Source organism: Paenibacillus sp. 598K (assembly GCF_003851045.1).
Taxonomy (GTDB): Bacteria; Bacillota; Bacilli; order Paenibacillales; family Paenibacillaceae; genus Paenibacillus_D.
On sequence record NZ_BFBX01000060.1, the window covers coordinates 35,150 to 50,126 of the forward strand.

Consider the following 14,977-nt stretch of genomic DNA (forward strand, 5'->3'; position numbering starts at 1 on the left):
AGCGGCTGTTCTCCCGGGCGAGCCTCTATCTAGTCGGGGCGAGCGGCTGCAATGACGAGGCAGCGACGGCGATGACCGAGGCGATCGGTCAGCTGCACGCCGCTGCGCAGGAGCATAGCGAGCAGTTGGATGAGTCGCTATGGCTGGACAGCCTCGCCGAGCTATCCTCGCGCGATGATCGCAATCCGCGCCTGTCCGGACTGGCCTGCGCGATCCTGATGGAGCGGGGCGTGCTGAGCGCCGCCGCGTGCGAGCGGGAGGTGTCTCGGCGACTCTCGCCGGGCACCCCGGCCGATCTGGGGGCGGGCTGGTTCGAAGGGCTGGCGCAGCGCAATCGCTACGCGCTCGTCTCGCGGACGGCGCTGTGGGAGCAGCTCAACGATTATCTGGCTGCGCTGGAGCAGGAGCAGTTCGCGCGGGCGCTCGTGTTCCTGCGCCGCGCCTTCAGCGTCTTCTCTCCGAGGGAGAAGGCGATGGTGGCCGAGGTGTTGGGCGAGCTATGGGGCGTCGGCGGCCAACAGGCATCCGAGCTGCTGGGCGGCGAGTTGAACGAGCAGGAACAAAAGCAGATCGAGGAGCTGAATGAATTTGACTTTGAGGACTTCTGATCATGAGCGCTAACGTCGATAAGGAGCTGTGGGCGCGCTGGCGGCTGGTGCTGGGCAAGGATGCGGAGGAGCAGCTCAATCAGCAGGGCGGAGCCGCCTTTGGCCTGACGCCGGAGGAGGCGATCATGGACGAGGCGCTGGCGGCAATCTACGACAAGACGACCGAGGGTACGGAGGGCGGCTCCACGAGAAGCGGCAGGGGCGGTAACGGACCATCAGCGCCGCGCCTGGCCAAGTGGCTCGGCGATGTGCGGTCGCTTTTCCCCGAGGAGATCGTCTCGATCATCCAGGCGGACGCGATGGAGCGCAAGGGCTGGAAGCAGCTGCTGTTCGAGCCGGAGCTGCTCGCCTCCGTCAAGCCGGATATCGGCCTGGTCGGGACACTGCTGTCGCTCAAGGGACAGATCCCCGAGAAGACGAAGGATACCGCGAGGCAGCTGGTGCAGGCAGTCGTCGAGGAGCTGCAAAAGCGGCTGGAGCAGGAGCTGCGTCGCGCCGTCACGGGTGCGCTGAACCGGCGTCGCCATTCGCCGCTGCCCTCCCTGACCGGCATCGACTGGGGCCGGACGATCCGCCGCAATCTGCAAAACTACGATGCGAGCCGCCAGCAGCTCATCCCGGAGCGCATCTACTACTATGACCGGGCTCGCCGCAGTCGGGAATGGACCGTCATCGTCGATATCGACCAGAGCGGCTCGATGGCCGACTCGGTCATCTGGGCGTCGGTGGTCGCTGCGATCTTCGCCAGCATGCCGGCGCTAGACACGCGTGTCGTCGCATTCGATACACAGGTCGTGGATCTGACCGAGCAATGCGCCAACGATCCGGTCGATATGCTGTTCGGCATCCAGCTCGGCGGCGGCACCGACATCAACAAGTCCGTGCAGTACTGCGAGCAATTCATCACGGAGCCGAAGAAGACGCTGTTCATCCTCATCTCCGACCTGATGGAGGGCGGCAACCAGGGCCGCCTGATCCGCCGCATGCGGGAGCTGCGGGAGGCGGGCGTGCAAACGATGTGTCTGCTGGCGCTGTCGGACCAGGGGCAGCCCTACTATGACGAGCGGCTGGCGCGACAGTTCGCGCGGGATGGCACGCCTTCCTTTGCCTGCACGCCGGACCTGCTGCCCGCACTCGTCGAGGGGGCGTTGAAGGGCGATGATTTGGTTGCACTGTCCGCCAAGCTTACCCAATCGCAGGGGCCACAGAAGAGATAACTTGTCTCTAGGTGTGGGCAGCGACAGAGCAAGAGCGGTTAGTGATCCCGCCGCTTCAGCACGCGGACACCGTTCACCGGCAACTCCAGCCCGCCGTGAAGCAGCTCGCCGGATTCCATGTCAGTGATGTGAATGCAAAATTCTCTTTCCATCAAAACGGCATTAATTATAGTTAGAATTTAGTATTATAAACAAGCTGACTCCGCCCTCAGGCGAGTCAGCTTGTTTAATATTTCACTCGAAACCATTAAAGTTCACTTTACCTAAAAAGGATACCATTCCGGTTGTTGTAATGTTAGGAGGGGGATTTTCACTATCATACGGACCACCACAGTTATATTCTATCCATATTTTTCTGCCGAATGGCACAGCCTCCATACCTTTAAAGCCACAATTTTCACAATTAAACCCACAGCCATCTTGGACATCAGCATTAATAAGTTCAAATTTTTGTACAGCAATTGTTTCAATATAAGATTCATTCAGCCAAGGACTCCATCTCGCAAGTATCACCGAACTTATCAAAACTACAAGAACAATGAGACTTAAGAACAGACCTTTGGTTTTAAACATTATTTCCTCTCCTATCTTTTGGTTAGAATATAGACGATGGAACTGGAAAAAAGTTTCAGAGATTGAGTTCTCTTTCCTAAGTTAGTTGAAATTATTCAATAATGTATTTCTCCATGCTAACAACGCTGGTTGCAGAATTCCCAAACGTCTGTGGCGTTCCAATCCCCGGTCGTCACCGTGCCTTGATACTGCCACAGCAATCTAAAGTCAGAAGGTACTATCGTACAACGTCGGGTGGACTGATGGAGGGGTTATAACTAAATCCGGCGATGTTTACAGCTACAATTTTACCGGTAAGGTACCATCAGGAATATCCGTACAATGGATGTTTAAGATGTTTAGAATACTACGAAGTGGGGTGTCTCAAGGGGCTTTCGGTCCTGCAAAATTCTATCAACCCGACAACAATCCTAACTCGAGTTAGTGAGTACACCCACGCAGCCTTATTTGCGTGGGTGTATCAAGTTCAAATTCATTTCTGGAAGGAGAAATATATGATGTGCTGTAATTTGAAATGTATGACAAATAGATCAGGGGTGGTCAACTTTCCATCTTTGTAATCATCGGCAGGATATTTTGTTAGGGGCAGCCTGAAATATCACGCTTTGCCCAACTACAGCTTCCGGTACTCCGAAGGTGAAGTCCAGGGCAGAAAGCAGGTGCTTATGGTTGCGGATTTCATGAAGCGTAATTTGCCAGGCTTTGAAGGAGCCTCCCTCTCTTCGGTAGGTGCCCAGATTGGGGTTCGGGATAGCCGTCGCATCGAGGGGTAGTATACGCTGCAGGTCTCCGATGTCGTCGAGGGCCGGGCTTTTGACGATTGTATCGCCCGCAGCGGCTACCCGATTGACATCCACGATCCATCAGGCAAAGGCGTACAGGCCGCGTGGGTGCAGGGTGACGGCGCCTATGATATTCCCTACCGCTGCCTCGTTCCCAAACGTGTCGTTAATCTGCTGGTAGCTGGTCGCTGCATCTCTACCTCACATGAGGCATTGGCGACCACACGCTTGACGCCCAGCTGCATGGCAACAGGCCAGGCCGCCGGAACGGCTGCTGGTCTGGCAATCGAGTAAGACATCATGCCTCACGCCTTGGACGTCGGCCAGCTCCAGGAGCGTCTCCTGGCAAACGGCGCATTGCTGCGCAGCTCGCAGGAGGTGTACAAGACGATTTAAAAATGATCAACCCCAAACAGGTAGCAGGCGTTTTCCGCCTCCCCGTTTGGGGTTGATTTGTTAGGAAAGAAAACAATAATCGTGGTATACTTGTTTTAAACTTAATTGATATTGATTATCAAAATCATTAATTATCCTTAGAGAGGTTTTCTTATGAACATTGGTCCGGCAACCAAAGGAGTGGTTGATTTGCGCTGGCATGAACAGCATGAATTTTGGAATCGGACGTTTGTTGACATTGTCGACGTTCAACATATTGAACTGCTTGCAGGGGAGCGGCTCAGCTTGTCCCAATTGACGCACAGCGTGTTTATATTCGGTCTCAAGGGCTCCGCAGAAACAAAACTGGACGATCGAATACAGCGAATCGAGCGATTCTGTGTGCTGCATGGCGGCAGTGGAAACGCGCTGCAGCTAACCGCGCTGGACAAAGGCTTTGTCTGCTATGCAGTGGCGTATCGGGCGCTCGCGCCTGTGGAGGAGGCGGGGTTGGACATGGACCCTACCCGCATGCAGTATGCCGCCTCCACCCGACGTCCGCTTGCCGTGATGCGGCTGTTTGCCGCTATGCATGGATGCTGGCAGCAGGCGGGTCCGATTCGGCCACTGCAGTTAAGAGGCTACTTCAATGCATTCATTCAGGAACTGTTGCAACTGGGGGAGCAGGACTCATCGGACGTTCAACCGGATGTAATCGTCGAGACGCTGCATTATTTGCAGGGACATTTCCTGGAGTCGATCTCGCTCGAGCAATTGTCCTCCCAGACAGGCAGCAGCACGCGCCATCTGGCGCGCCTGTTCAAGAGCAGAACCGGACTCAGTCCGATCGATTATATCCTGCGACTGCGCATGGACTATGCCAAGCAGCTGCTGCAGGCGACGGACGCGACGATCGAGGAGATCGCCCACGGCATCGGGTATGCGGATAGCTATTCGTTCTCCAAAAGGTTTAAAAAGCACACGGGCCTTCCTCCCAATCGTTACCGCGGAGAGAGTGCCGCCTATGTGGATTTCCCGCAGGCTCGCAGGAGGGCGATTCGTCATGCGCCTTGTCGTCCGAAGCGAATCGTGGCGCTATACTTGCTGGGCGATGTGCTTTCATTTGATGTGACGCCGGTAGGCGTGTCTGATGTTTACGAAGGCTCCGGCCTTCGTCCGCGCTTGAACGACGCTGTGTCGCTGGGGGTGTGGCATGAGCCTGATCTTCTGAAAATTCGCGACTTGCAGCCCGACCTGATTATTGCGCCCTCGCACCGCCTCTTCGAGAGCTTGCGCGGACTTGCGCCAGTTATATATGTCGATTATGAATGGTCGCTTGCGGAGCGAATGAGCAGGCTGAGCGAGTGGCTGGGCCCCTCGATCGATTTTGGGAGGCGAATGGATTATTTTCAGGAGAAGCTGGAGAGCAGCAAAAACAAGCTGCGGCAGGCGGGACTGCTGGACAAGACGGTAACGATCGTCGAGGGGGGCGACAACGGAGTTGGGGTAATTGCGAGCAAGTCGTTTGGACGTGGATCGCAAATTGTTTATGAGTACCTGGGCATGAAGGCGCCGGCCAAGCTGCAACAGATGATCGAACAGGCGACACAGGCGAGAGGCGTGCATGCTTCGTTTGACCAGCTTGAGGCCTATGCGGGCGATTTTATATTCCGTTCGAGTTATCCAGGGATGCCGGATCTGTCCGCCCGCGAGGAGTGGAATCGACTGCCATCGGTGAGGGAAGGGCGCGTGCTGGATATTAGCTTCGGCTTGTCGTATTTCAACGATCTGTTCTCGCTCGATCGCCAATTAAGCTATATCGTCGACAGACTGCTCGCTTTTGCGAGATGAGGTCCGGATTGGCGGCTGTTCATGTCCAGATGCGACATTGTTGCTGAAAAACAGCTATGCTAAAGTATTGATAACGATTATCGTTACCAATACTTTTGTAGGTTGAGAGGAGCTTCATCATCATGGTTTCAGTTGCACGTAGGAAGGTTTTCATGCTCAGTTTGTTATGTATGATGATGCTGGTCGCGGCTTGCTCGTCAGGCGACGCCGGGACGAGGGATAAGGCGACGCCGGCAGCGTCTGGAGAGCAAGTCGAAGCAACCGAGACGCCCGCTGGCGATCAGGAACCGGCGACCCGAATGCTAGAGACCGTTAAAGGCAACATCGAGGTGCCGACGAACCCGCAGCGAGTTGTGGTGTTATATATGCTTGGCGACGTATTGGCATTTGACGTGACGCCGGCAGGCGTGTCGGGCGTCTACCAAGGGGCGGCCTTTGAGCAGGATCTCGCCGATGTTCCCAAGCTGGGCGAATGGTTTGAGCCGAACCGGGAGGTTATCCTTGAGCTGAACCCCGATCTGATCATCGTTCCTTCGGAAGAAACCTATCAGATCCTTAAAGACATCGCTCCGACGGTGTTGCTGAACTATTTCGACGCCCCGTTAGAGGAGCGGATCAGGCAAGTCGGGGAAGCGCTCGGCAAAGAAAGCCAAGTCTCTGCTTTGCTGGAGGCTTTCTACCTGAAGGTGGAGGATGGCAAGCAACGACTGGCAGAGGCCGGGTTGCTGGACAAAACGGTGACGATCGTCGAGGGAGGAAAAGGCTCGATGGGCGTCGTGGCAAGCAAGGATTACGGACGCGGCTCGCAAATCATTTATGAATATCTGGGGATGAAGGCGCCCGACATCTTGCAGCAGGAAATCGACGCAGCGACGGGAGCTAATGGTCTGGATATATCGTTTGAGACGCTGGAAAGTTATATCGGGGATATCGTGTTTCGTTCTTCCTATGAAGGCATGTTCGACCTGTCCGATCACGCGATATGGAACAACATACCGGCCGTCAAGGAAGGACGTCTGATCGAGATCAGCTTTGGCTTATCGTATTACAATGATATCTTTTCACTGGACAAACAGCTTGATTTTATTGTAGACAGTTTGCTTTCGTTGAAGGAATAACAATTTTTGTCGAGCGCTTTGCCATGGGCTAGCCCTCCCCTTCTGTAAGCGTTATAATTAAGAACGAAGTTCTATTATATCGAACAAGTGGAGGCGGGACTTGTGGCATTCGTGTTCATTAATGCAGGCCGAAAGTATGAGCAGATCAATAAAAACCTGTACGGACATTTCGCAGAGCATCTGGGCAACGGCATCTATAACGGCATCTTCGTAGGGGAGGACAGCCCGATCCCGAATACGCGCGGCATCCGCAACGACGTCGCGGCCGCGCTGCGGCAGATCCAGGTGCCGACCTTGCGATGGCCGGGCGGTTGCTTCGCCGAGTATTACAACTGGAAGGATGGCGTCGGCGCGGATCGCAAGCGGATGGTCAACGCCGGCTGGGGCGGCGTCGTCGAGGACAATTCCTTTGGCACGCACGAATTCCTCGACCTGTGCGAGCAGATCGGCTGCGCGCCGTATATCGCCGCCAACGTCGGCTCCGGCACGCCGCGCGAAGCGAGCGAGTGGATCGAGTACATGACGTTCGCCGGGGAGTCGCCGATGGCGGACTGGCGGCGGCAGAACGGTCGGGACGCGCCATGGGACATCGAGTTCATCGGCATCGGCAATGAGAACTGGGGCTGCGGCGGCAACATGCGTCCGGAATTCTATGCCGATGTGTACAAGCAATTCGAGACGTACATCCGCAACTACGGGGAGCGCAAGCTGTTCCGGGTGGCTTGCGGCGCGGACGGCGCGGACTATGAGTGGACAGAGACGCTGATGCGGATGGCGGGCAAGCGGATGGACGGCCTGTCGCTCCACTACTATACGATGCCGGGCTATTACAGCACGGACGAGTACAAGTGGGAGCGCAAGACGCCAGCGGTGGGCTTCGATCAGGCCAACTACTATCGCACGCTGCGGCGGGCGCTCTTCATCGACGAGCTGATCGTCCGGCACAAGCATGTGATGGACAAGTACGATCCCGAACGCCGCGTAGCGATCATGCTCGACGAGTGGGGCACCTGGCATGAAGCGGAGGCGGGCACTAACCCGGCGTTCCTGTTCCAGCAGAACACGATGCGCGATGCGGTCGTCGCTGGCGTCTCGCTGAACATCTTCAACCGCCACAGCGACCGCGTGCGGATGGCCAATCTGGCGCAGATGGTCAATGTGCTGCAGGCGGTCATCCTGACCGAGGGCGAGCAGATGGTGCTGACGCCGACGTATCATGTGTTCGAGCTGTACAAGGGCCATCAGGACGCGACGCTCATCGAGAGCTATGTCCAGCAGGACCTGACGGGCACCGAGGAGGCACAGGTGCCGACGCTGCATATTAGCGCCTCGGAGCGGGCCGACGGCAAGGTGCATGTCACCCTCGTCAACCTGTCGGCCGATGCCGCGCAGGAGGCGCAGGTGACGCTGGCCGGACGCGCCTTTACGAAGGCTGGCGTGCGCAGCATCAGCGGCGACATGAACAGCCACAATGCCTTTGGTGAAGCGCCGCAGGTCGAGATCCGCACCCTGCCGGACATCGACGTGCAAGGCAACAGCTTCTCCCTCAGCCTGCCGGCCTGCTGCGTGGCGGAGCTCGTGTTGGAGTAGAGGACGCATCGTAATGGCGCAGCGTAGTTGTGTGTCTCGTACAAGAAAAATAGCGGCTTTGGCGCTTTCATACAAATTTTGACCTTTACACCCCTCTTCATTGATGTTAGATTTTATAACATAAGTGGAGAGGGGTGTTGTTGTTATGCTGCTGCATGAGTTGATCAGAGAGACGATCATGTCCAAAGCTCACATCTTAGCGGGAGCGCAAGGGAGCGAGACGCGCGAGGTGCTGTCGGTCAACATTATGGATTCGCCGGATATCGTCGTCTTCCTGAGACGCGGCGATCTGCTGCTCACCAACGGGTACCTGCTCAAGGACAGCCCCGAGCGACTGATCGACGTCATACGCGGCATGCACGAGAAGGGCTGTGCGGGTCTTGCCATCAAAACTCAACGCTTCTCGCTCGTCATCCCCCCTGCGGCGCTTGAGGAGGCCGATCGCCTCGGATTCCCTATCCTCGAGCTGTCGATGATCGAATCGACGCTGGGCGATATTTTCAGAGAGTCGATCGGCGTGCTGCTGGAGAACAAAAACCAGGAGCTCCACTACGCGCTGACCATCCATAAACAATTCGCAGATCACATGATGCGAGGAGACGGACTCGCCGGGATCATTGACAAGCTATCGTCCATCCTGGGCGCTCCGGTGCTGCTGCTGGACGCCAAATGCGCCCCGCTTGCCCTGTCTGAAGCGCTCCGCTCCCCGGAGCTTGCGATCGTACCGGAGCAGGTCTCGCTGGCGCTTAGCCAGCAGAGTCTGCCGGAGGCATCGACCTCGCTGTGCATTCCCGGTATCGGGGACCCTCGCTATAGGCAGCTGGAATGCCTCCCGATCTTCACCTACCGCGAGGAAGGATATTTGCTCGCCTTCCCCTCCATTTACCCGCTCCAGGGACCGCAGCTGCTGGCACTCGAGCAAGCGGCCCATGTCATCGGCCTCGAGCTGACGAAGCGACATGCCGTCAAGGAACGCTCCCGCCGGTACAAAAACGACTTCTTCTCCGACCTGATCGAAGGCTTCGTCGGCACGGAGCAGGAGGCGATGTACCGCGGCGCCAAGTACGGCCTGAAGCCGGACCGCCGCGCGCTGTTGATCGTAGCTCGGGAGGATGCGGAGTCGTCTGCCCGGACGGGCACCAACGCCGAACGTGTCAGCGCGGAGCGCGACAGACACTATCCTATACTGAAGCGGGGATTCGCCAGGCTGGATGCCGAGTTCGTCATGTTCGCCAAAAACGATATGTTTGGCTTGCTGCTGTTCGAAGGGCAGGGAGACTGGAACGAGCATGCGATCGTAGGGAAGCTGGAGGCGATGGTAGCGGACATCCATCGAAGCGCAGGGCTCAGCTACTCCATCGGCATCGGCAGTCCCTTCGGAGCGGCGCTCGATCTGGGACTGTCCTACAAGGAAGCGGTCCGCGCCCTGCAGAGCGGCATGGGGATGAACCGCAGGCGGTTCGTGTCCGTGTATCGCAGCATGGACATCGGCCGATTGCTCCGTATGCTGCCCTACGAGGAGCTGGACCGTTTCTACCACGAAGCGTTTAAGGCGCTGCTGGGCAAGGGGGATCAGGAGCAGAACGATATGCTTCGCACGCTTCGCGCTTATTACGACAACCATTGCAATCTGATCGACACGGCCAAGGCGCTGTTCGTGCACCGCAATACCGTCGTCTATCGGCTGGAGAAAGCCGAGCGGCTGCTCGGCCGCAAGCTGAAGGATGCGCAGATCGCCTTTGGCTATCGGGTCGCTTTTGCGATGGAGGACGTGCTGCGATCGGATGCTTTTGTACGAAAAAGCTAAAATCATTTTGTTTTTCTATACGAATGCGCTAATGACAGCAGGGCGAGCAGCGTTTAAGATAACGATATAAGAAATGTTATATTTCCTGACATGAATGAAAATGAAGCAGGAAAGGGGATGAGGATGTTGACAACAAGTGCAATCAGCGTATCCAATGTGACCAAGTCGTTCGTGAATGCCGAAGGGCAAGAGATCGCCGTGCTGAACGGCATTACGATGGACATTCGGGAGCGTGAATTCGTCAGCATTGTCGGGCCGAGCGGCTGCGGCAAGAGCACGATTTTCAATATTATCGCGGGGCTGCTCCAGCCTTCGTCGGGGAGCATCACTGTAGGAGGCGAGGATATCGGGCAATCGACCGGCCATGTCGGTTACATGATGCAGCGGGATCTGCTGCTCCCGTGGCGCTCTATCTTGGACAACGTCACGCTCGGGCTCGAGGTGAAGGGCATCAGCAAAAAAGAGCGGCGCGACATCGCGATGAGCTACCTGCAGCGGTACCATCTGGAGGCGTTCGCGGGGGCGTATCCGTCCACGTTGTCCGGCGGCATGAGACAGCGGGTCGCTCTCATCCGTACGCTCGTGACGCAGCCAGATATTATCCTGCTGGACGAACCGTTCTCGGCGCTGGACTACCAGACGCGTCTCGTACTGGAGGACGAGATCCTGTCGATCCTGCGCGACGAAGGCAAGACGGGCGTGCTCATCACGCATGATATCGAGGAAGCGATATCCGTCTCCGACCGCATCTTCGTCATGAGCAAGCGTCCGACCTACGTCAAGCAGACGTACGACATCGGCTTGTCCGCTCACTACGGATCGGCGATGAAGGCGCGCAGCGATGCGAGGTTCAAGGGATTTTTCGAGGACATATGGTCGGAGCTCGACATCCAGATGGGGAGGGTAGGCTAATGGCAAATACCACTACGACAGGCAACGCTGGCACGGGCGTCACTGCGGCGCATGTGGCGGCACAGCGGAAGAGCGAGTTCGTCCGCAAGCGGCAAGCGGCGGCCCTCAAGGAATGGCTGACGATCGCGCTATGGCGGCTGGCGATTATCGGGGCCGTGCTCGGGATATGGGAAGCGCTGGTGCGCGGCGGCGCCGTCAATGCGTTCCTGCTCGGCTCGCCGAGCGCGATCGCCAAGATGGCGGTATCGATGCTGTCGTCGGGCCAACTGATGGAGGATGCTTACGCAACGGTGCGGGCGACGGTGACGGGCTTTGCGATCGGCAGCGCGGTCGGCTCGCTCGCGGGCTTGCTGCTCTGGTTTTCCAGGACCGTGTCTCGTATCGTCGACCCTTTCGTCGTCGCGCTGAACGGGGTGCCCAAGATCGCGCTGGCGCCGATGATCATCATCTGGTTCGGCTCCGGTATCTTCTCCAAGATCGTGCTCGCAGCCGTGTCGACGTTTATCGTCGCGCTGCTCTCGGCCTATCAGGCGACGCATCAGATCGACGATTCGCAGGTCAATCTGATGAAGTCCTTTGGAGCCAGCAAGCTGCAGATTTTTGCCAAAATCATCGTGCCGTCGTCGCTGCCGTGGATCATCTCGGCGTTCCGCATCAATATCGGCCTGGCGCTGGTGTCGGTGGTCGGCGGGGAGTTCATCTCCTCGGACAAGGGGCTCGGACATATGATCTTCGTCGAGGGCAATCTGTTCAATCTGCCCGCCGTGTGGGTAGGGGTCTTCACGCTCATGATCGTCGCGGCGGTATTGTACGCTTGCGTCAGCATGCTGGAGTCGCGTCTGCTGCCATGGAGCGAAGGCAAGGGCTCGAAGAGTCCATCGGTTTAATCATACAACTATAGAGAATGGAGCGGATGAGGATGAGATGGAGCCAAGCTGTGAAGATGACGGGGATCGCGCTGATCGGTTCGCTGGTGTTGGCGGCGTGCGGCAATACGGGCGCAACGGAGACGACGCCAGGGAGCAATGGAGGGAATGCGGGGGCGACGGAAACGCCGCCAGCCAAAACCGATGTCATCGCGGTATCGGAGGTGTATCATAATCTGCTGTACCTGCCGCTGTATGTGGCGAAGGACCAAGGCTTCCTCGAAGAGAACAACATCGAGGTCTCCACGATTACGGCAGCAGGCAGCGGCCCGGCCGCGCTGGCATCGGTGTTGTCCGGCGAATCGACGTTCTCCTTCCACGGACCCGAGCATGTCTCCTTCGCCAAGGCGAAGGGCGGCGAGGCCAAATCGATCAGCATCCTCTCCGGCAGCGCTCCGGTATGGGCGGTGGCGCATGAGGGGACGACGATCGAGACGCCGCAGGATTTCGTGGGCAAGACGATCGTGACGGGCATCGCCCCGACCAGCTCCAACAGTCTGCTGCGCAAGCTGTTCGCGGACAACGGCATCGATCTGGACAAGGACGTCACCATTACCGAGGTGCAGAACGGCTCGGAGCTCGGCACGCTGCTGGCGGGCAAGGCGGATATCGCGGTCGTCTACGAGCCGCAGCTCGATCAAGGTCTGGTGCAAGGGCTGCAGATCGTCTACGACTTCACGAAGGACTATCCCGACTTTGCCTTCGCTACGCTGAACACCTCGGACAAGGTGATCAAGGAACAGCCGGACCTTGTGCGCCGCATGGTGAAGTCGCTGGAGGCAGCGCTGGATTACATCCACGCCGACCCGGAGGGCACGAAGGAGATCGCCAAGAAGGAATTCCCGAACCTGGAGGCAGAAGTCGTGGAAAACGCGGTGCAGCGGATGATCGACAGCAACGTGTATCCGCAGGACGGCACCTTGACGGAGAGTGCGTTCCAAGCCGCAATCGATATGCAACGCTTCATCGGCAATCTGGACAAGGACGTGTCTTACGCCGATATGGTGGACGCGAGCTTCATGCCCTAACGAGAAAGGAGCGACGGCGCCATGGCGACGACGGAATCTGAGATGAACTATGAGCAATTCCTGGCGCTAGAGAGGGAAAGATACAAAGACGGACATGTGACGGAGGAGGAGCGCGCGGCTTATGAGAGGGAGCTGCGCCTGCTCCGGGCTTTCCCGCTCTCCGAGCATGTGGCTCCCAATGCTGCGAACGGCGAGGAGGCGAGGCGATGATCGCGATCTCGGGACAACTGCTGACGATATTCGAGGCGGGCAGGCTGATCGCCGCCCGGCGGCTGTCTCCCGTGGAGCTGACGATGGACTGCCTGCGGCGGATCGAAGCGCTGGAGCCGCAGGTCCAGGCCTGGGTGACGGTCGATGCCGAAGGCGCGCTGCGCGCGGCTAAAGAGGCCGAGCGGTTGCAGATGAAGGGCGGGCTGCTGAGCCCCCTGCACGGCATCCCGTTCGGTGTCAAGGATATCATCTGCACGGCGGGCATGCGCACCTCGGGCGGCTCCCGGGTGAACGGCGATTACGTGCCGGATTATGACGCGGCCGTCGTCGAGCGATTGAAGCGGGCCGGAGCGATCCTGCTGGGCAAGACGACGACGACGGAGTATGCGTACCAGGGCGGCGAGCCGCCGACGCGCAACCCGTGGCTGCTGTCGCACACCCCCGGCGGCTCCAGCTCGGGGTCGGCGGCTGCGGTAGCGGCGGGCATGGCGCTCTTCACGCTCGGCACGCAGACGTTCGGCTCGCTGATCCGGCCAGCCGCTTACAACGGCTTGACGTGCATGAAGCCGACATTCGGTCGGATCAGCCGATACGGCGTGTTCACCGCGAGCTGGACGCTGGATCATATCGGGGCGTTCACGCGGACCGCTGAGGATAACGCGATCGTGCTGGAGGCGTTGACAGGCGCGGACGAGCGCGATCCCTCGACGTTGACGGGAGCCGTGCCGTCCTACACCTCGGCGATGCGCAGAGATGTGAAGGGGATGGTGGTCGGTTTGCCCGATCCCGATGGCTTCTTCCGGCCCGAGGTCGCATCCATCGGCCAAGCGGCAGCGGCGGCGGAGGGCGTGCTGCGGGCGCTGGGCGTGCAGTTCAAGGCGATCCAGCTGCCGGACTGCATCGACGAAGCGGTGGCGGCCCACAAGATGACGATGCGGGCGGAGGGTGCGGCTTATCATATGGACAGCTACCGTGAGCAGCCGGAGCGCTACGGCCCGGCGATGCGCGAGCAGCTGGAGCTGGGGCTGGAGCTGAGCGCGGCGGACTACCTGCGCGCGCAGCGCGTGCGCACGGTGTTCCGGCGCGAGATGATGGAGCTGTTACGCGAGGTGGATGCGCTGCTCACGCCGGCGACGCCGACGCTGCCTCTGGCAGGCTACAAGACGGGCAATCCGATGTTCAACGGGCCGTTCACCAACACCGGTCTGCCCTCCATGACGATCCCTGCGGGGACAGACGGATCGACGGGACTGCCGATCGGTGTACAGCTGGCGGGACCGCTCCTCGGCGAGGAGACGCTGCTGGCGCTGGGGCACCGTTATCAGGAGGCGACGTCCTGGCATCTGAAGACCGCTCCGATGGTTAGCGAATCGGAGAGCGTCTATCGCCTTAGCCAGTCTGAACTATACAAGGAGGAACGCAAATGACGACCATCTATACATCCGACAAAGCGCCGAAATTCCCGTTGCCGTTCTCCCATGCCGTCCAGGCGGGCGATATGATCTACGTGGCGGGACAGGTCGGGGTGAACCCGGCGACGCTGGAGCCGCTGGACGGCATCCGCGAGCAGACGGCCCAATGCATCCGCAATATCGAGGCGATCCTCCAGGAGGCTGGCTTGACCCTCGACCATATCGTGCGCATCACCACGCACCTGGCCTCGCTGGACGACCAGCCAGTATACAACGAGGTGTACGCCTCCATGCTCAAGCCGCCTTACCCGGCCCGGATGACCGTCTCCAGCAGCCTCGGCCCGTACCTCATCGAGATGGAAGCCACGGCGTATGTAGGCTCCAAGCGGGGGGAGTAGGGGAGGGCTGCAACGTGGCGAATCTGCGATATTTCTTATAAGAATGCATTAATCGCCCCGGAATTGCCTCATGTGAGGTGGTCCCTGGGCGATTTGTATTACCAAAGTTCAATCAGATAATATTTTGTGAAAAAACATGACATATCGTTTTATCCTGAATTACGAAAGTG

At 58.4% G+C, this 14,977-nt stretch carries 13 protein-coding genes and 1 pseudogene; 13 read left to right on the plus strand and 1 reads right to left on the minus strand.

The window, feature by feature from the left end; genetic code table 11:
- Both PA598K_RS38050 and PA598K_RS17960 read left to right on the plus strand, forming a co-directional pair.
- Positions 1-608, plus strand: a 608-nt coding sequence (locus PA598K_RS38050; protein ID WP_260405476.1) for a DUF5682 family protein, incomplete at its 5' end; no start/stop codon positions are given.
- 2 nt (positions 609-610) lie between these two features.
- Positions 611-1,825 (plus strand): VWA domain-containing protein, encoded by a 1,215-nt coding sequence (locus PA598K_RS17960; RefSeq protein WP_128658286.1) that lies wholly within the window; start codon positions 611-613, stop codon positions 1,823-1,825.
- 234 nt (positions 1,826-2,059) lie between these two features.
- On the opposite strand, the gene PA598K_RS17965 is transcribed toward PA598K_RS17960, so the two are convergent.
- The gene (locus PA598K_RS17965; protein ID WP_128658287.1) at positions 2,060-2,398 is read right to left on the minus strand and encodes a hypothetical protein; all 339 of its coding nucleotides are present in this window, start codon (positions 2,396-2,398) and stop codon (positions 2,060-2,062) included.
- Positions 2,399-3,003: 605 nt separating this feature from the next.
- Between PA598K_RS17965 and PA598K_RS17970 the strand changes: the two are divergent.
- The 11 genes and pseudogenes from PA598K_RS17970 (at position 3,004) to PA598K_RS18020 (ending at position 14,807) form a co-directional block, all read left to right on the plus strand.
- Positions 3,004-3,474 (plus strand): annotated as a pseudogene (locus PA598K_RS17970) (FAD-dependent oxidoreductase).
- Positions 3,475-3,729: 255 nt separating this feature from the next.
- Positions 3,730-5,406 (plus strand): AraC family transcriptional regulator, encoded by a 1,677-nt coding sequence (locus PA598K_RS17975; RefSeq protein WP_128658288.1) that lies wholly within the window; start codon positions 3,730-3,732, stop codon positions 5,404-5,406.
- 152 nt (positions 5,407-5,558) lie between these two features.
- Positions 5,559-6,524, plus strand: a complete 966-nt coding sequence (locus PA598K_RS17980) for an ABC transporter substrate-binding protein (RefSeq protein WP_260405477.1) — start codon at positions 5,559-5,561, stop codon at positions 6,522-6,524.
- 102 nt (positions 6,525-6,626) lie between these two features.
- On the plus strand, positions 6,627-8,114 hold the full coding sequence (locus tag PA598K_RS17985) for an alpha-N-arabinofuranosidase (RefSeq protein WP_128658290.1): 1,488 nt from the start codon (positions 6,627-6,629) through the stop codon (positions 8,112-8,114).
- Between the two features lie 145 nt (positions 8,115-8,259).
- Positions 8,260-9,921, plus strand: coding sequence for a PucR family transcriptional regulator (locus PA598K_RS17990; RefSeq protein ID WP_128658291.1), 1,662 nt, complete (start codon positions 8,260-8,262; stop codon positions 9,919-9,921).
- 123 nt (positions 9,922-10,044) lie between these two features.
- Positions 10,045-10,833 (plus strand): ABC transporter ATP-binding protein, encoded by a 789-nt coding sequence (locus PA598K_RS17995; protein ID WP_128658292.1) that lies wholly within the window; start codon positions 10,045-10,047, stop codon positions 10,831-10,833.
- Positions 10,833-11,720, plus strand: coding sequence for an ABC transporter permease (locus PA598K_RS18000; protein ID WP_128658293.1), 888 nt, complete (start codon positions 10,833-10,835; stop codon positions 11,718-11,720). The genes PA598K_RS17995 and PA598K_RS18000 overlap by 1 nt, the downstream gene beginning before the upstream one ends.
- 32 nt (positions 11,721-11,752) lie before the next feature.
- Positions 11,753-12,787 (plus strand): ABC transporter substrate-binding protein, encoded by a 1,035-nt coding sequence (locus tag PA598K_RS18005; RefSeq protein ID WP_128658294.1) that lies wholly within the window; start codon positions 11,753-11,755, stop codon positions 12,785-12,787.
- Positions 12,788-12,808: 21 nt separating this feature from the next.
- Complete coding sequence (locus tag PA598K_RS18010; protein ID WP_128658295.1) at positions 12,809-12,997, plus strand: hypothetical protein; 189 nt, start codon at positions 12,809-12,811, stop codon at positions 12,995-12,997.
- Entirely contained in the window at positions 12,994-14,424 is a 1,431-nt protein-coding gene (locus tag PA598K_RS18015) for an amidase (protein ID WP_128658296.1), read from the plus strand. Before PA598K_RS18010 ends, PA598K_RS18015 begins: the two co-directional genes overlap by 4 nt.
- Complete coding sequence (locus tag PA598K_RS18020) at positions 14,421-14,807, plus strand: RidA family protein (protein WP_128658297.1); 387 nt, start codon at positions 14,421-14,423, stop codon at positions 14,805-14,807. Before PA598K_RS18015 ends, PA598K_RS18020 begins: the two co-directional genes overlap by 4 nt.
- Positions 14,808-14,977 lie beyond the last annotated feature (170 nt).

Coding starts and splice junctions, on each gene's coding strand:
- PA598K_RS18020 (WP_128658297.1), top strand. CDS start 14,421: ATGACGACCATCTATACATCCGACAAAGCGCCGAAATTCCCGTTGCCG.
- PA598K_RS17965 (WP_128658287.1), bottom strand. CDS start 2,398: ATGTTTAAAACCAAAGGTCTGTTCTTAAGTCTCATTGTTCTTGTAGTT.
- PA598K_RS17990 (WP_128658291.1), top strand. CDS start 8,260: ATGCTGCTGCATGAGTTGATCAGAGAGACGATCATGTCCAAAGCTCAC.
- PA598K_RS18000 (WP_128658293.1), top strand. CDS start 10,833: ATGGCAAATACCACTACGACAGGCAACGCTGGCACGGGCGTCACTGCG.
- PA598K_RS17980 (WP_260405477.1), top strand. CDS start 5,559: ATGCTCAGTTTGTTATGTATGATGATGCTGGTCGCGGCTTGCTCGTCA.
- PA598K_RS17975 (WP_128658288.1), top strand. CDS start 3,730: ATGAACATTGGTCCGGCAACCAAAGGAGTGGTTGATTTGCGCTGGCAT.
- PA598K_RS18005 (WP_128658294.1), top strand. CDS start 11,753: ATGAGATGGAGCCAAGCTGTGAAGATGACGGGGATCGCGCTGATCGGT.
- PA598K_RS18015 (WP_128658296.1), top strand. CDS start 12,994: ATGATCGCGATCTCGGGACAACTGCTGACGATATTCGAGGCGGGCAGG.
- PA598K_RS17995 (WP_128658292.1), top strand. CDS start 10,045: ATGTTGACAACAAGTGCAATCAGCGTATCCAATGTGACCAAGTCGTTC.
- PA598K_RS17960 (WP_128658286.1), top strand. CDS start 611: ATGAGCGCTAACGTCGATAAGGAGCTGTGGGCGCGCTGGCGGCTGGTG.
- PA598K_RS18010 (WP_128658295.1), top strand. CDS start 12,809: ATGGCGACGACGGAATCTGAGATGAACTATGAGCAATTCCTGGCGCTA.